The organism is Desulfocurvus sp. (assembly GCF_023230885.1).
Taxonomy (GTDB): Bacteria; Desulfobacterota; Desulfovibrionia; order Desulfovibrionales; family Desulfovibrionaceae; genus Desulfocurvus.
In genome coordinates, this window is record NZ_JALNWM010000064.1 from 1 (window position 1) to 15,099 (window position 15,099).

Consider the following 15,099-nt stretch of genomic DNA (forward strand, 5'->3'; position numbering starts at 1 on the left):
AGCGGCGCGGCTGGGAGCCCCCGGGGCCGGTGGCGGGGCCCCTGGGGGCGGCGGGTGCGCCTGCCGTCCGGCGGGAGCCCGGGCATGCGCCGCGTTGCGGCGCCGGGAGGATGCGGGGCGGCAGGCCGTGCCCGGCGGCGTGGCTGCCCCGGGGGAGAACGGGCGTCCCCGGCGCCTGGCGGCGTGGTTGCCCCGGGCGGGGGGATGTGAGCAACGTCTTGCAACTCCACACCTAGCGCCGCATGGCCCAGGCGGGGGGCGATGCTTGGGCGTCCTGCCCGGTGTGGCGCGGGCAGGGGACGCGGGCGGCGGCCTGGAAACAATGCCAATCCGTCCGAAGCGCGGCCCCTGACGGGGGATGGCGTGGCGGCGCGACGCGCAGGCGCGGCGCTTGGGCGGGACGGCCCCCCGGAGGTTGGGATGGGGGCGGGAGGGCGGCGCGGCCTCTGGCCCAGCTGCGGAGCGGCGCGGCAGGGAGCCCGGGGCGCGCAGCGCGCGGCGCTTGGCCGGGCTCTCTGGCAGGTCATCGGGCGGAGCGGAAAAGGGCGTGTGCCCGCACGGGCCAAGAGACATCTCCGGCCAAAACATTTGCACTTATCGTTAATATTATTACTGATATTTTTTTCACATGAAATCTTGCCAACCGGGGCGAAGACGCATACGCTTGTCTTGAATTGGTTGATCGACCAAACAATTTGTTTGCGGGCGGCGGCGCCGCGTCAGGAGAAGCGTATGGCTTCGGCAGCAGTGGCCACTATCTCCCAGCCATCCCTGTATCTGCTCGGGGCCGTCCTTGTCCTGGGGGCGGCGGCGGGGGCCTGGACGTACAGGCGGCAACCGGGGGGCGTCATCGGTTTCGGCGCCCTTGTGGAGCTTGGCGTGGCCTGCGCCGGGCTGGCGGGCGGCGTTCCGGCCGCCGCCGCGGGGGCCGTGCTTTTGCTGGTGTTCCAGGCTGCCGCCCGGCTGCTGGCCTGGGGCGCCTGGCGCAGGCTTCGCGCCGGGGCGGCCCGGGGTTCCCTGCGCGGGGCCGGGCACGGGCGGCCCGTCAGCGGCGCGCTGTTCGCCCTGGGCATGTTCGCGTCCCTGGGGCTGTCGCCGTTTCTGGTGCCCGAGGGGCGGCTGCTGATCCTGCACGGCCTGCCGGGGGGGCTGTTCCCCGCACTGGTGCTGGCCGCCGTGTCCCTGGGCATGGCCTGGCTGACCCTGGACCTGGTCCAGGCCGTCTGTTTCGAAAGTCCCGCCGGGGGCGCGGCCCCGCAGGCCGATTCCTGGACCCGGGACCGCCCCGGGCCGGTGCTGGCGTTCCTGGCCGTGGCCGTGGCCGGGCTCGGCGTGCTGGCCCATCCGGCGCAGGAGCTGGCGGCCGGGCTGCTGGGGCTGGCTCCCGGCGCGCTGCCGCACCTGGGCGACGGCTGGCATCCGGCCGCCCTGGTCCCGTACGCGGGCGCTTTCGTGGTCTGGGCCCTGGCGGCCCGGGGGCTGTCCGCGGCCCGGCTCCTGGCGGTGGTCCTGGTGGCCCTGTCCCTGGGGCTGGCCCTGGCCGACGCGAGCCTCGACCCCCTGGCCCGGCTCTTCGCCGTGCTCGTCGGCGGGGTGGGGCTGGCGGTGGCGGTCTACTCCTGCGGCTACATCCGCCCCGGGCCGCGCGCGCCGGGCTATTTCCTCTTCCTGCTGCTCATGCTGGGCGCCCTCATGGGCCTGGCGACCACGCGCTCCTTCGGCTCCTTCTACGGATTCTGGGAGCTGATGACCCTGTCGTCCTATCTCCTGGTGATCCACGAGCGGACCGCCGAGGCCCTGAGCGCCGGGCGGCGCTATTTCCTGATGTCCACCGGGGGCGCGCTGTTCATGCTGCCCGGGCTGCTGTTGCTGGCCGGGGGCGGCGGGCTGGATTTCGCCGCCGTGGCGGGCGCGGCGGCCGGGCTGGCCCCGGGCGTGCTGGGGCTGGCCCTGGTGCTGGCGCTGTTGGGCTTCGCGGTCAAGGCGGGCCTGGTGCCCCTGCACTCCTGGCTGCCCGTGGCCCATCCCGTGGCCCCGTCGTCCATCTCCGCCCCGCTGTCGGGATTGCTGACCAAGATGGGCGTCTACGGGATCGTGCGGGTTTTCCTCGGCGTGTGCGGGGTGCCCGTGCTGCTGGCCGCCGGGCAGGGCACGCCCTGGATCGGTTCGCTGCTGACCTTCCTGGGCCTTGTGACAATGGCCTACGGCGAGATCATGGCCCTGCGCCAGGACGACCTGAAGCGCCTGCTGGCCTTTTCCACCATCGGTCAGATCGGCGAGATCGTCCTGGTCCTCGGGTTGTGCTCCTGGCTGTCCACCACGGCGGCCCTGTCCCATGTGCTGAACCACGCGGTGATGAAGAACCTGCTCTTCCTTGGCGCGGGGGCGTTGATCATGCGCGCGGGCGGGCGCAGGCTGGCGGACCTGTCCGGCCTGGGCCGCGCCATGCCCTGGACCTCGGCCTGCATGGTCGTCGGGGCCTTGTCGGTCATGGGGCTGCCGCCCTTTGCCGGGTTTGCCAGCAAGTACCTGATGCTTCTGGCCTGCGTGGACGCCGGGCGCGTGGACCTGGCGGCGGGGCTTTTGCTGGCCAGCCTGGCCGGGGCCGTCTACGCCATGCGCATCGTGCGCGTGCTTTTGTTCGAGCCGCGCCGGGGCGCCGCTCCGGCCGAGGCGCCGTGGTCCATGCGCCTGCCTCTGCTGGTTCTGGCCGGGCTGTGCGTGGGGCTGGGCGTCGCGCCCCAGGCGAACCTGGCGCTGGTCGCGCCCGTGGTCGGCATGCTGGCGGCCCAGAGCGGCCTGGCGGCGCAGGCGCTGCCGACGCTTTCCGTGTCCTGGCCGCCCTTCGTGCTCGTGCCCATGCTGGGCGCCGCGCTGCCGTTCCTGCTGCGGCGCAACCCCCGGGCCGCGGGCTGGTCCGCCGCGGGGGTGCTCCTGGCCAGCGCCGCCGCCGTGGCCCTGGGCCGGGGCGGACTGGACACCCTGTCCCTGTCCTTCGCCCTGATCGTGGCGGTGATGGGCTGCCTGAACATGGTCTACGCCGTGGGCTACATGGACCACAGCCATTCCCAGTGGCGCTTCTACACCTTCTTCCTGTTCATGACCGGCGGTCTCCTGGGCGTGGCCGCCAGCACGGATCTCTTCAGCTTCTTCACCTTCTGGGAGATCATGAGCTCGTGGACCCTGTATTTCGTCATCGTCCACGAGGAGAGCCCCCAGGCCCTGCGCGAGGGGTACAAGTACTTCTTCTTCAACGTGCTGGGCGCGGGTTTCGTCTTCCTCGGGGTGCTTCTGGCCGTCCAGGCCGCCGGGGATCCGTCCTTCGAGGCGGTGCGCCGGGCCCTGGGCACCATGCCCCCCGGCACGGCCGCGGCCGTGGTCGGCCTCATGGCCCTGGGCTTCGCCATGAAGGCGGCCCAGCTGCCCCTGCGCATCGACGTGCAGATGCACCCGGCCACGGCGCCCACGCCCGTCTCGGGCTACATCTCCTCGGTGCTGCTCAAGAGCGCCCTGTTCGGGCTGCTCAAGCTGTTCTTCGTCCTGGGCGGGCTCGGCGCCCTGGCCGGGCTGTGGCAGCAGGGGCTGGTCATGGGCGCCCTGGCCTGGGTCGGCGGGGTGACCATCGTCCTGGCCGCGCTGCTGGCGGTGTTGCAGTCCGACCTGAAGCTGGTGCTCATCTATTCCACCGTGAGCCAGCTGGGCTACATGGTCCTCGGCCTGGCCCTGGGGTCGTCCCTGGGCGTGGCGGGCGGGCTGCTGCATCTGGCCAACCATGTGTTGTTCAAGGATCTGCTGTTCCTGGTGGCCGGGGCACTGCTGCTGCGCACGCACCGGCACTCCCTGGACGAGCTGGGCGGCATCGGGCGGCGGATGCCCGCGACCCTGGCGGTCTTCGCCGTGGGCGCGCTGTGCGTGGTGGGCGTGCCGCCGAGCAACGGCTTCACCTCCAAGTGGATCATCTACCAGGCCCTCATGGAGCGCGGCGAGGTCGCCCTGGCGCTCATGTCCCTCATCGGCAGCGTGCTGACCCTGGCCTATTTCGCCAAGTACCTGCACATGGCCTTCCTGGGCCAGCCCTCGCGCGAGCTGGAGCACGTCCGCGAGGCCCCGCGGACCATGCTTGTGCCCATGATCCTGCTGGCTGCGGGCTGTGTGGTCACCAGCGTCTTCCCGGGGCTGCTCCTGGCGCCGGTGGCGGCGGTGGTGGCCCAGCTGGGCCTGCCGGGGCTGGATGTTGCCCCGTGGGGTCTGGCCTCGGGCCCCGGCGCCTGGAACGCCACCGCCGTGTCCGTGCTGGCGGCCGTGGCCTTCGGGCTGGGCTGGGGCGCCCTGCGGCTGCTGATGCGTTCGGTGCGGGTGTCCGCGGTGCACACCTGCGGGGAGGACCTGCGCCCCGAGGACACGCGCATGGCCTCGCGCGGGGTCTACGGGCTGCCCGGGGAGATGCTGCGCAATCTTGCGGCCGTGGTCGTGCCGTCGGTCAAGGAGTGACATCGTGAACGATATCTTCCCCGCGCTCTTCCACATGCTGGTTTTCCCCGGGGGGCTGTTCGCCCTGGTCGCCGGGCTGTTCCTCAAGGGGCTGGACCGGCGCGTGGAGGCCCGCATGCAGCGCCGCGTGGGGCCGCCGCTGTGGCAGCCCTTTTTGGACATCGTCAAGCTGGCCCTGAAGCAGACCGTGATCCCCGCCACGGCCCAGCGCACGGCGTTCCTGGCGGCGCCGGTCCTGGGTTTCGCCGGCATGGCCGTGTGCGCGGCGCTCATCCCCGTGGCGGGCGCCTATGCCGGGCTGCCGGGCCTGGGCGACCTGCTGGTGCTGTTCTACCTGCTGCCCCTGCCTGCCGTGGCGCTGATGGTCGGCGGGTCGGCGTCCAGCTCGCCCTTCGGGGCCCTGGGGTTCTCGCGCGAGATGTGCATGATGCTGGCCTACGAGGTGCCGCTGCTGGCCGTGCTGCTGGCCGTGGCCATGAAGGTCGGCGCGGCCACGGGGGTGGGGGTGGAGTTCTCCCTGTCCGCGGTGGTGGGCTACCAGCTCGCCCACGGCTCCCTGGCGCTGGACCCGGTGATGTGGCCGGCCCTGGCCGCCTATCTGCTGTTCCTGCCCGGGACGATGGGCGTGCCGCCCTTCGACGTGCCCGAGGCCGAAACCGAGGTTCTGGAAGGGCCGCTGCTGGAGTACTCCGGCCCGGCCCTGGGGTTCTTCCACCTGGCCTCGGCCCTGAAGACGATGGTCGTCCTGGGCCTGGGGGTGGCCATGTTCTTCCCCGCGCCGCTGCCCGGGGGCGCGCTGGTGAACGTGGCCTGGTTCCTGGCCAAGTGCGCGGGGCTGATGCTGCTGACCCTGACGGTGGTCAAGGCCGCCACGGGCCGCTTCCGCGTGGAGCAGGCGTTTCTTTTCTATCTCAAGTACCCCGCCCCGCTGGCCTTGCTGAGCCTTGGCCTGGCGTGGCGGGGCCTGTAGGCGGAGGGTCTTGATGCTGCGCAAGCTGGCCGCCAGGTCCCCCTGGCTCTACCGGATCAACACCGGCTCGTGCAACGGATGCGACGTGGAACTGCTGACCACGGCCTGCATCCCGCGCTACGACGTGGAGCGCCTGGGTTGCCGCTACTGCGGCAGCCCGCGCCACGCCGACATCGTGCTCATCACCGGGCCGCTCACCGTGCGCCTCAAGGACAAGGTCCTGCGCGTGTGGGAGGAGATTCCCGAACCCAAGGTCACCGTGGCGGTGGGCATCTGCCCCGTCAGCGGCGGCGTGTTTCGGGGCGGCTACAGCATCGCCGGCCCCGTGGACAAGTATCTGCCCATCGACATCAACGTGCCGGGCTGCCCGCCCCGGCCCCAGGCCATCATCGAGGGCGTGATCAAGGCCCGGGACGCCTGGCTCGCCCGCATGGGAGGCTGACCATGCTCGATTTCCTGAAGATTCTCGCCGGGAACGTGTTCAAGGGGCCGTCCACCGACGGATTCCCCTTCACGCAGGCCCATACGCCCCGGCGCTTCCGGGGCAAGGTGCACCTGAACCCCGCCCTGTGCGTGGGCTGCACCATCTGCCGCCACGTTTGCGCGGGCGGGGCCATCCATATCGCCGAGCGCCCCGACGGCAGCGGCTACGACTACACCCTGTGGCACAACACCTGCGCCCTGTGCGGCTTGTGCCAGCACTATTGCCCCACTGGCGCCCTTTCCACCTCGGGGGACTGGCACAACGCCCACCCGCAGTCCGAGAAGTACCAGTGGTGCGAGCGGCATTTCGTGCCCTTCCTGTCCTGCGACGGGTGCGGGGCGCCCCTCAGGCCGCTGCCCCCGGCGCTCACCGGGCGCATCTATGCCGACAACCATGTGGACGCGGCCCGGCTGATGCGCCTGTGCCCCAGGTGCCGCCAGATCGAGACCGCCATGCACGCAAGAGAGGCCAGCCATGAAGCGCAATCCGGTTCTTGACCCCGGGCTCGAACGCGAGCTGGAACTGCTGGCCCTGCGGGGCGGGTTCCGCAGCTCCGAGGACCAGGCGGGCAACCTTTTCCATTGGTTCCGCCTGGGCTCGCCGGGCGACCTGCCCGCCGCGGCCCGCCTGCTGGCCGCGCGGGGAGCCCGGCTGTGCACCGTCACGGCCTACGACCCACGGCGTGAGCACGATCATCCCCGCCACGAGGTGGCCTACCATTTCGACTGCGGCGGGGTGCTCGTCACCGTTACCGCGGCGCTGGACGAGGGCGAACCCCGGGTGCCGTCCATCATGACGGAGTTCACCAACGCCGACTGGAACGAGCGCGAGCTGGCCGAGCTCTACGGCATCCAGGTCACCGACCGGCCGACGCCCGCGCGGCTGTTCCTGGACGAGAGCCTGGAGCGCGGGGCCATGGACCGGGTGATTCCGGTGTCGGTGCTCATGAACGGCGCGTCGAGCAGCACCCTGTGGGAGCGCATCATGGGCGAGCGCCAGGACGAGAGCGGATCGCTGGTGGTTCACGAGGAGGAACGCGGATGAGCGGCGGGGCGACGGCCAAGACGTATACGCTGCCCGTGGGGCCGGTTCATGTTGCCCTGGAGGAGCCGATGTATTTCCGCCTGGACGTGGAAGGCGAAATCGTGCGCGGGGTGGAGCTGGGCGCCGGGCATGTGCATCGCGGCATGGAGGCCCTGGCCCTGCGCCGGACCCTGTTCCAGAACATCGTGCTCACCGAGCGCGTCTGTTCCCTGTGCTCCAACAGCCACCCCTACACCTACTGCATGGCCGTGGAGAACCTGGCCGGGATGACCGTGCCCGAGCGGGCCCAGGTCTTGCGGGTCATTGCCGAGGAGATCAAGCGCATCTCCTCGCACCTGTTCAACGTCGCCGTGCTGGCGCATATCATCGGCTTCAAGTCGCTGTTCATGCACGTCATGGAAGTGCGCGAGATCATGCAGGACATCAAGGAAACCGTCTACGGCAACCGGATGGACCTGGCGGCCAACTGCATCGGCGGGGTGCGCTACGACCTGGACGAGGAGCTGACCGGATACCTGCTCCACGGCCTGGACTCCGTGCGCGGGCAGGTGGAGGGGGTCCACAAGATCTATTCCTCGGACCGCATGCTCCTGCGCCGCTCGCGCGGGGTGGGCGTGCTCGGCGCGGCCGACGCCCGGGAGCTGGGCGTGGTCGGCCCGGTGGCGCGCGGCTCCGGCCTGGAGCTGGACGTGCGCCACAACGCGCCCTACGGCGGCTATGCGCTCCTGGGGGTGGAGCCCGTGGTCGAGCGCGACGGCGACGTGCATTCCCGGGCGATGGTCCGGCTGCGCGAGATATTCGTGTCCATCGAGCTGATCCGGCGTTGCGTGCGCGAGCTGCCCGGGGGGCCGACCACGGTGCTGCTGCCCGAGATCCCCGCCGGCGAGGCCCTGGCCCGCAGCGAGGCCCCGCGCGGGGAGCTGGTCTATTTCCTGCGCACCGACGGAACGGATGTTCCCAACCGCCTGAAGTGGCGCGTGCCCTCCTACATGAACTGGGAGGCCCTGGGGCGGATGATGCGCGACTGCCGGGTGTCGGACATCGCGCTCATCGTCAACAGCATCGACCCCTGCATCTCCTGTACGGAGCGCTAGGGCGGAGCCCCCATGCACGAAACGGCCATTGTGGCGGGATTGCTACGCATCGTCGAGGAGGAGGCCAGCAGGCACGACGTGGCCCGGGTGACCCGGGTGCGCCTGCAGGTGGGCCTTCTGGCGGCGGTGGAGGAGCGGACCCTCACGGGCTGCTTCGCCATCTGCGCCGAGGGCACCGTGGCCGAGGGCGCGCAGCTTGTGGTGGAAACGGTGCCCCTGCGCTGCCGCTGCCGGGCCTGCGGGCGCAGGATGGAGCTTGAGCGGCGCGTGTTCCTGTGCCCGGACTGCGGCGCTATGGAGCTGGAACTTTTCGGCGGCAACGAGCTTGTCATTGCCGCCCTGGAAGTGGAACCCAAGGAGGGAGGCCGGACATGTCCCCAGAACGGACCCCAGCCGTCGGATTCGTGATCGAGGCCGATCCCGGCAAGTGCAGGGCCTGCCGCAAGTGCGAGCTGGCCTGCATCGCCTCGCACAACGACATGACCATGAAGGAGGCCGTCAAGAACCGCAAGCTGTTCACCCCCAGGGTGCAGGTGGTCAAGACGGACAGCGTGAAGATGCCCGTGCAGTGCCACCAGTGCCGCCACGCCCCGTGCGCCCGGGTCTGCCCCACCAAGGCGCTGGTGCAGGTGGACGGCGTGGTCCGGATGCGCGTCCAGTATTGCGCGGCGTGCAAGCTGTGCATGATGGCCTGCCCCTACGGCGCCATCAGCCTGTCCTTCATCGGCCTGCCGGAGGAGGACGAGGGCGGGCGGGAGCTGCGCCGCCGGGTGGCCGTGCGCTGCGATCTGTGCGCGGATTGGCGCGCCCGGGAGGGCAAGGCGCAGTCGGCTTGCGTTGAGGCGTGCCCGCTGCATGCCCTGGTCATGGTGCCGCTGCCGGAGGACGAGGACGCCGGGGGCGCCGGGTGCGCGGCCTTCGCCCCGGGCGGTACGGGCTCGGGCGAAGGATGCGCGGCCTTCGCCCCGGGCGGTACGGGCTCGGGAGTCGGGGGCGGCGCCGGGGCTTGAGAAAATTGTAACGAAAGACTTCCGCCGGGTGTTGCCTCCGCCGGACCGCCGCCGCGGGGAGCCTGATCTTCGTGCCGGTGTGGATTTTGGATTATATTGAGTTTTTCCTGACGATTACCCGGGCCATGCGGCCCGGGTTTTTCGTTTCGCGCCTTGGACGCCTGCGCCGCCAGGGCGGCCGGAAATACCTGTTGCCTTCATTTTTGGAGCTTGTTATATCTCTCACATGGCTGGTTGTTTAAACAAACAATGCGCCCGGGGCAGCCGGGCTGGCAGGGGCGGAACCCTTGGTGCGCGCCGGATTTTCTGCCGCATCGGGGTGCTGCCCGGAACCGCGCCGGGGCCCGGCTCCGGAACCGCCGTCCGGCCCGGGCGGCGCATGGCCGCCCTGCGTGACCGTGGTGCGTGACGCGCCGCAAGGAGAGACGATTATGCGACTCGTATTCAGCGCCCGAGGCAACTGCTGCGACCTGGCCGTGCATCCCGTTTCCCGGACCACCGCCCGCAAGGTCCGCGAGTTGGGCTCCGGCCTCTACAGGCAGAAGTACCTGAACTGGTGGCGCAAGGGGAACACCTGTGCCTACGGAATGCGCCTCGAGGAATCCTTGCAGATGCAGGTGGCCCTTGACGGCGAGGCCGTGGAGTGCGTCGAACCGGTGCTGTCCGGCAACATCGAGGAGATTCCCCTGCCCGTGTATCTCGACAGCCGGGTGAGCCACCTGTGCGTCATGGGCTACGACAACGAGCCGTGCTGCTGCTCATGGGTGTGGGACGATGTCCGCGCCTATGACGCCTCCGGGTTCACGCTGCAAGTGCAGCGCATGGATTCCGTCATGGGCGCTCCGGATTATTGCGTGTTGGACAATGTGCTCTACGAGGGCCGACCGGCCGACGACATCACCTGGTGCGACACCAGGGGCTTCGACCTGATCACGCCCCGGGTCGTGGACCTGGCCGCGCTGCGCCAGGGCGCGTCGGCCCGGGCCTAGACCACTGCCGGAAGACCAGGCCCGGCGGCCCGCCGCGCCAAAGGAAAAATCCAGGCCGCGAGTGTGCGAAACGCACCGCGCGGCCTGGATTTTCCGTTTCCTTGCCGCCCGTCATCCCTGGGCGGCCTGTGGCGGCCCGGGCCGCTCACTCCGCCTCGGGCGGGGAGGGCAGGACGGCGCCCTGCTCCAGGGCGCCCTGGGCCAGGGCGCGAATCACGGCGTCCATGTGCCCGACCACGGAATCCACCACGGCCACGTCCTTCCATTGCAGGTACTCGAAGTACTTGTCCTCCACCGCGCCGCAGACCACCACGTCGATTTTCTCGGTGAGCACGAGCTTGCACAGCTCGTCGGCCGAGGCCGAGGAGAGCACCAGGGTCTTGGCCTCGCGCACGGTTCCGTCGGGCTCGATGCGTCCGATCCAGACATCGGCCGTCAGGTCGAAGCGCGGGGCCACGGTGTCCAGGTCCAGGGTGATCAGGGCCTTCACGGCGTTCATCGGCGCTCCTCCTCGTCGGGGGTGTCCAGACCGTGGACGCGCATCTTGCGCCACAGGGTGCTGCGGGCCCAGCCCAGGATCTCGGCGGCCCGGCCGCGCCTGCCCCGGGCCTGGGTCAGGGCCTCCATGATCAGTTCCCGCTCGGCCTCGCGCCAGCTCGACGCCCCGGAGCGGGGCGCCGGGGCGCGCAGGGGCGCCTCGGCCAGGGGCGGGGCGGGGGCCATGCGCCGCGCCTCGGGGTTGGTCATGTAGGCGGGCAGGTGGCGCGGGGAGATGATCTCCCCGTCGCAGACGTTGACGGCGTATTCCACGATGTTGCGCAGCTCGCGCACGTTGCCGGGGTAGGGGTAGCGCAGCAGCAGCTTGCGCGCGGCGGGCTCGAAGCCGCCGATGCGCTTTTGGAAGGCGGCGTTGAACTGGCCGAGGAAATGGTCGAGCAGCATTTCCGCGTCGCCGCCGCGCTCGCGCAGGGGCGGCAGGTGCATGCGCACCACGTTCAGCCGGAAGAGCAGATCCTCGCGGAAGCGCCCCTCGCGGACCATGGCCTCCAGGTCGCGGTGGGTGGCGGCGATGATGCGCACGTCCACCTTGAGGCCCTTGGTCCCGCCCAGGGGGTAGACGGTCTTGTCGTCGAGGAAGGAGAGCAGCTTGACCTGGAGCGACAGGGGCAGGTCGCCGATTTCCGTGAGGAACAGGGTGCCGTTGTGGGCCAGCTTGAAGCGTCCGCTCTTGCTTTCCACCGCGCCGGTGAAGGCGCCCTTGACGTGGCCGAAGAGCTCGGACTCCAGGAGCGTTTCGGGCAGCGCCCCGCAGTTGACCTTGACGAAGGGGCCCTTGGCCCGGTCCGAGGCCTGGTGCAGCGCCTCGGCCAGCAGGTCCTTGCCCGTGCCCGTCTCCCCGGTGACGAGCACGGAGGAGTCGGTCTGGGCGATGCTTGGCAGCAGCTTGAAGACCCCGCCCATCCTCGGGCTCTGGCCGATGAACCCCGCGTAGCCCAGGGCGTTCATCTTCTTGGGTTCCATGTTCTGGAACAGCCGCAGGTCCTCGATGGTCTCCATGTATCCGGCCAGCCGCCCCCGGGAGTCGTGCAGGGCCGAGGCGGTGATGCGCACCGGCAGGCGCAGGCGGTCGGCGTTGATGATGTCTCCCTCGCGGCACAGGGGGCCGGACCCGCGCGACAGGTCGGCCAGCGGGCAGCCGCGCACGCAGGTGTTGGCGCGCAGCACATGGCGGCAGGGCAGCCCCACGGCGCGGCGGGCCGAGAATCCCGTGAGCACCTCGGCGGCCTGGTTCATGGCCACCACGGTGCGCTGGCGGTCCAGCAGCAGCACGGCCAGGGGAATTTCGTCCAGCAGAGGCAGGAAGGGAATGGGCGCGTCGAACACGCCATCGATGCGCGGGGCGGCCCGAGCCGTGGAAATCTCGGTCATGATGGGCGCTCCTGGTTGTCTGTTCCGCGTCGGGGCGGCGGCCCCGGCACCCTGGTTATGAAACATTTTGAAACGGCTTGGCAAGAGGCAATTTGGATCGAATTGAAGAATTGGGTTTTGTTTTTGTTGACATATCGCCAGTTTCCTGTGCAATGGACCCATGTGAAGAAGTGAACGGAACGCCTGCGGAAGCGGGCGAGTGGTACGGAAACGAGGCCCCACGGGGGCCGGTACAGCGTGACGGGCCCGCCCCGCGGGTGGGCGCGCCGCGTCGCGAGGAGGCATCATGCACGAGAAGGTCTTGTTGGTGGACGACGAGCAGGGCTTCGTGGAAGCCATGGAAAAGCGGCTGGCCAAGCGCGGCATGGTCGTGCGCACGGCCCTTTCGGGCGAGGCCGGGCTGGAGATGCTCCAGGCCGGGGGCGGCACCGAGGTGGTCATCCTCGACGTGAAGATGCCCGGCATGGACGGGGTTGAGACCCTGCGGCGCATCAAGGCCGAATTCCCCCTGGTGGAGGTGATCATGCTCACCGGCCACGGCACGGTGGAAACGGCCATCGAGGGCATGCGCCTTGGCGCCTTCGATTACCTGATGAAGCCCTGCGAGATCGAGGATCTGGTGGCCAAGGTCGGCAAGGCCGCGTTGCGCCACCAGGGCCACGAGGCGCGCATCCTCCAGGCCGAGGCCGAGAGCATCGCCCTGCGCCGGGGCGACTAGGCCGGGCCGTGGTTGCGGCCCAGGACGACGGCCGGGCCGTGGCCCCGGCCCAGGACGGCGGCCAGGCCCTGCGCCTGCTGCTGGTGGACGACGAGGCGGGCTTCGTCGAGGTGCTCGGGCGGCGCCTGGCCCGGCGCGGCCTGCGCGTCCATGTGGCCGGGTCGGGGCGCGAGGCCATCCGCGCCCTGCGCCGGGCCGATTTCGATGTCGCCGTGGTGGACCTCAAGATGGAGGGCATGGACGGCATCGAACTGCTGCGGATAGTCAAGGCCATGGCCCCGGAGCTGCCGGTGATCATTTTCACCGGCCACGGCTCGGAGCGGGCCGCCCGCCAGGGGCTGGCCCTGGGGGCCTTCGACTACCTGCTCAAGCCCTGCGAGCTGGACGAACTGCTCGGCAAGATCCGCCAGGCGGCGGCCCAGGACGCACCGGCCTGAGGCCCGGCCGGGCCGGACCCTTCGCACTCCCGCCCCCCGGGACGCCCCGCGTCCCGGGGGGCTTTGCCTTGGCGGCCCGGACAGGGGCGGGAAAAGGGCTCCGCTTTTCCTCCCGCCCCGGCCGCGCGCGGGGCGGTGGGGCGACCGCGAGGCGTCGCATGGGCTACGGGGTTCCCCGGCCCCCGCGCGCGGATGGATTGCCCGAAGAGAATCCGGGCCACGGGCCATCCGTCGACCGGCCCGCGCGCGCGGGCGGATTGGCAGGAGCCCTGGCTTTCCGCTCCCTGGCGCCCCCGGCCCCCGTGCGCGGCGGAGCGGGGGAGGGCGGTTTTCAATCCGGGCGAAAGCGTGTATGTCCTGCTGCTGTCCGATGCCGCGCGCGGGCGCGCCCGGACGCCAGGAGGAGCCCATGAACGACGAGACGACGCCGGCTTCCGGAGTCCGCAAGAAGGAGCGGACCCGGGTGCGCCGCACAAGGAGCGCGGTGAAGAGAATCCCCGAATGCAGGACCGAGGACCGCAAGACCCGTGTGCGCCAGGTGCTCGAACGCAGGCAGAAGGATCTGCGCCTTGTCCTGGCCAATATCCATGACCCGCACAACGTCTCGGCCATCCTGCGCAGTTGCGACGCCTTCGGGATCAACGAGGTCGACCTGTTCTACACGGACACGGCCTTCCCCAACCTGGGGGCCAAGTCCTCGGCGTCGGCGCGCAAGTGGGTGGCCCGCCGCCGCCACACCGACGCCCAGACCATGGTCGCCGACCTGCGCGCGCGCGGCTTCCAGCTGCTGTCCACGGGGTTCTCCGAGCGCGCCCGACCCCTGACCCGCTGGGACCTGACCCGGCCCACGGCAATCGTCCTGGGCAACGAGCACCGCGGCGTCTCCTCCGAGCTGGAGGCCCTGGTGCCCGACCAGATTTTCATACCCATGATGGGCATGGTCCAGAGCCTGAACGTGTCCGTTGCCGCCGCCGTGATCCTCTACGAGGCCTTCCGCCAGCGCGAGGCCGCGGGCATGTATGCCGTGCCCAGCTTTTCCGCCGCCGAGCTGGAAGCCCTGGAGCGCGACTGGTGCGCCCGCTAGACCCGGAGCTGGCGCGCGCCCTGGAGGCGGTGGCCGCCGGGCGGTGCATCGTCTACCCCACCGAGACTCTCTACGCCCTGGGCGGCGACGGCACCAGCCGCGCCGTGGCCGAGGCCGTGTGCGCCCTCAAGGGCCGCGACCCGGCCAAGCCGCTGCCCCTGGTCATCTGCGCCACCGGGCAGCTGCCCCTGGTCGCCCGCACGGCCTCGCCCGAGGTGTTGCGCCTGGGCGGCCTGTTCTGGCCGGGGCCGCTGTCCGTGCTGGTGCGCGCCGCGTCCGGGCTGCCCGAGGCCGTGCAAGACGCGCGCGGCCTGACTTCGGTCCGCGTGACCTCCCACCCCGTTGCCGCCGCCCTGTGCCGCCTGGCAGAGCGCCCCCTGATCGCCACCAGCGCCAACCTGAGCGGCGGTCCCGCCGCCGCCCGGCTGGAGGAGCTGGACCCGGCCCTGGCCGCGCGGGTGGCCTGCGTGGTGGGCCTGGGCCCGGCCCCGGCCGGAGGCGCGCCGTCCACGGTGGTCGAGCCCCTGGGCGGGGCCGCCCTGGCGGTTCACCGCCTGGGGGCCGTGAGCCTGGATGCCTTGCGCCGGGCGGGATTCGACCCGCGCCCGGCGGCCTGACCCCTCCCCGCCGCCGGGACCGCCTCCCCCCCGGCCCCAGGTCCGGCCTTCCCGCCGCCGGGGCGCCCCGGCGTGAGCCGCGCGGCGCCCACGCCTTCTTATGTCCCCGGGCTCTCCACCTGCCGCCGCCGGGATCGCCTCCCCCCGGCCCCCCGGTCCGGCCTTCCCGCCGCCGGGGCGCCCCGGCGTGAGCCGCGCGGCGCCCATCCCTTCTTGTGTCCCCGGGCTCTCC

General features: G+C 71.1%; 15 protein-coding genes. 13 read left to right on the forward strand and 2 right to left on the reverse strand.

Annotation, left to right across the window (positions count from 1 at the left end):
- Positions 1 to 732: 732 nt before the first annotated feature.
- From M0P34_RS06385 to M0P34_RS06425, 9 genes are all read left to right on the forward strand, one after another.
- A complete protein-coding gene (locus M0P34_RS06385; protein WP_291497568.1) occupies positions 733 to 4,491 on the forward strand; it encodes a proton-conducting transporter membrane subunit in 3,759 nt (1,252 codons plus the stop codon).
- A gap of 4 nt (positions 4,492 to 4,495) precedes the next feature.
- Complete coding sequence (locus M0P34_RS06390) at positions 4,496 to 5,461, forward strand: complex I subunit 1 family protein (protein WP_291497570.1); 966 nt, start codon at positions 4,496 to 4,498, stop codon at positions 5,459 to 5,461.
- Positions 5,462 to 5,474: 13 nt separating this feature from the next.
- Complete coding sequence (gene nuoB / locus M0P34_RS06395; RefSeq protein WP_291497572.1) at positions 5,475 to 5,903, forward strand: NADH-quinone oxidoreductase subunit NuoB; 429 nt, start codon at positions 5,475 to 5,477, stop codon at positions 5,901 to 5,903.
- A gap of 2 nt (positions 5,904 to 5,905) precedes the next feature.
- Positions 5,906 to 6,442, forward strand: coding sequence for a 4Fe-4S dicluster domain-containing protein (locus M0P34_RS06400; RefSeq protein WP_291497574.1), 537 nt, complete (start codon positions 5,906 to 5,908; stop codon positions 6,440 to 6,442).
- Positions 6,420 to 6,989: an NADH-quinone oxidoreductase subunit C gene (locus tag M0P34_RS06405; protein WP_291497576.1), complete on the forward strand. Its 570-nt coding sequence runs from the start codon at positions 6,420 to 6,422 to the stop codon at positions 6,987 to 6,989. Before M0P34_RS06400 ends, M0P34_RS06405 begins: the two co-directional genes overlap by 23 nt.
- On the forward strand, positions 6,986 to 8,083 hold the full coding sequence (locus tag M0P34_RS06410) for a nickel-dependent hydrogenase large subunit (RefSeq protein ID WP_291497578.1): 1,098 nt from the start codon (positions 6,986 to 6,988) through the stop codon (positions 8,081 to 8,083). Before M0P34_RS06405 ends, M0P34_RS06410 begins: the two co-directional genes overlap by 4 nt.
- Before the next feature lie 12 nt (positions 8,084 to 8,095).
- Complete coding sequence (hypA, locus tag M0P34_RS06415) at positions 8,096 to 8,491, forward strand: hydrogenase maturation nickel metallochaperone HypA (protein ID WP_291497580.1); 396 nt, start codon at positions 8,096 to 8,098, stop codon at positions 8,489 to 8,491.
- Complete coding sequence (locus M0P34_RS06420) at positions 8,488 to 9,093, forward strand: 4Fe-4S dicluster domain-containing protein (RefSeq protein ID WP_291497582.1); 606 nt, start codon at positions 8,488 to 8,490, stop codon at positions 9,091 to 9,093. The genes hypA and M0P34_RS06420 overlap by 4 nt, the downstream gene beginning before the upstream one ends.
- Positions 9,094 to 9,524: 431 nt before the next feature.
- A complete protein-coding gene (locus tag M0P34_RS06425) occupies positions 9,525 to 10,082 on the forward strand; it encodes a hypothetical protein (RefSeq protein WP_291497584.1) in 558 nt (185 codons plus the stop codon).
- Positions 10,083 to 10,227: 145 nt separating this feature from the next.
- Here the strand turns inward: M0P34_RS06425 and M0P34_RS06430 are convergent, their stop codons facing one another.
- The gene (locus M0P34_RS06430) at positions 10,228 to 10,581 is read right to left on the reverse strand and encodes a dinitrogenase iron-molybdenum cofactor biosynthesis protein (RefSeq protein WP_291497586.1); all 354 of its coding nucleotides are present in this window, start codon (positions 10,579 to 10,581) and stop codon (positions 10,228 to 10,230) included.
- Positions 10,578 to 12,011: a sigma 54-interacting transcriptional regulator gene (locus M0P34_RS06435; protein WP_291497587.1), complete on the reverse strand. Its 1,434-nt coding sequence runs from the start codon at positions 12,009 to 12,011 to the stop codon at positions 10,578 to 10,580. Before M0P34_RS06435 ends, M0P34_RS06430 begins: the two co-directional genes overlap by 4 nt.
- Positions 12,012 to 12,297: 286 nt before the next feature.
- Here M0P34_RS06435 and M0P34_RS06440 point away from each other — a divergent pair, with 286 nt between their 5' ends.
- The 4 genes from M0P34_RS06440 to M0P34_RS06455 all read left to right on the forward strand — a co-directional run bounded on the left by M0P34_RS06440 (position 12,298) and on the right by M0P34_RS06455 (position 14,867).
- Positions 12,298 to 12,729 (forward strand): response regulator, encoded by a 432-nt coding sequence (locus M0P34_RS06440; RefSeq protein ID WP_291497589.1) that lies wholly within the window; start codon positions 12,298 to 12,300, stop codon positions 12,727 to 12,729.
- Between the two features lie 8 nt (positions 12,730 to 12,737).
- On the forward strand, positions 12,738 to 13,166 hold the full coding sequence (locus tag M0P34_RS06445; protein ID WP_291497596.1) for a response regulator: 429 nt from the start codon (positions 12,738 to 12,740) through the stop codon (positions 13,164 to 13,166).
- 493 nt (positions 13,167 to 13,659) lie between these two features.
- Complete coding sequence (locus M0P34_RS06450; protein ID WP_291497600.1) at positions 13,660 to 14,250, forward strand: RNA methyltransferase; 591 nt, start codon at positions 13,660 to 13,662, stop codon at positions 14,248 to 14,250.
- Entirely contained in the window at positions 14,238 to 14,867 is a 630-nt protein-coding gene (locus tag M0P34_RS06455) for an L-threonylcarbamoyladenylate synthase (protein ID WP_291497598.1), read from the forward strand. Before M0P34_RS06450 ends, M0P34_RS06455 begins: the two co-directional genes overlap by 13 nt.
- Positions 14,868 to 15,099: the final 232 nt, after the last annotated feature.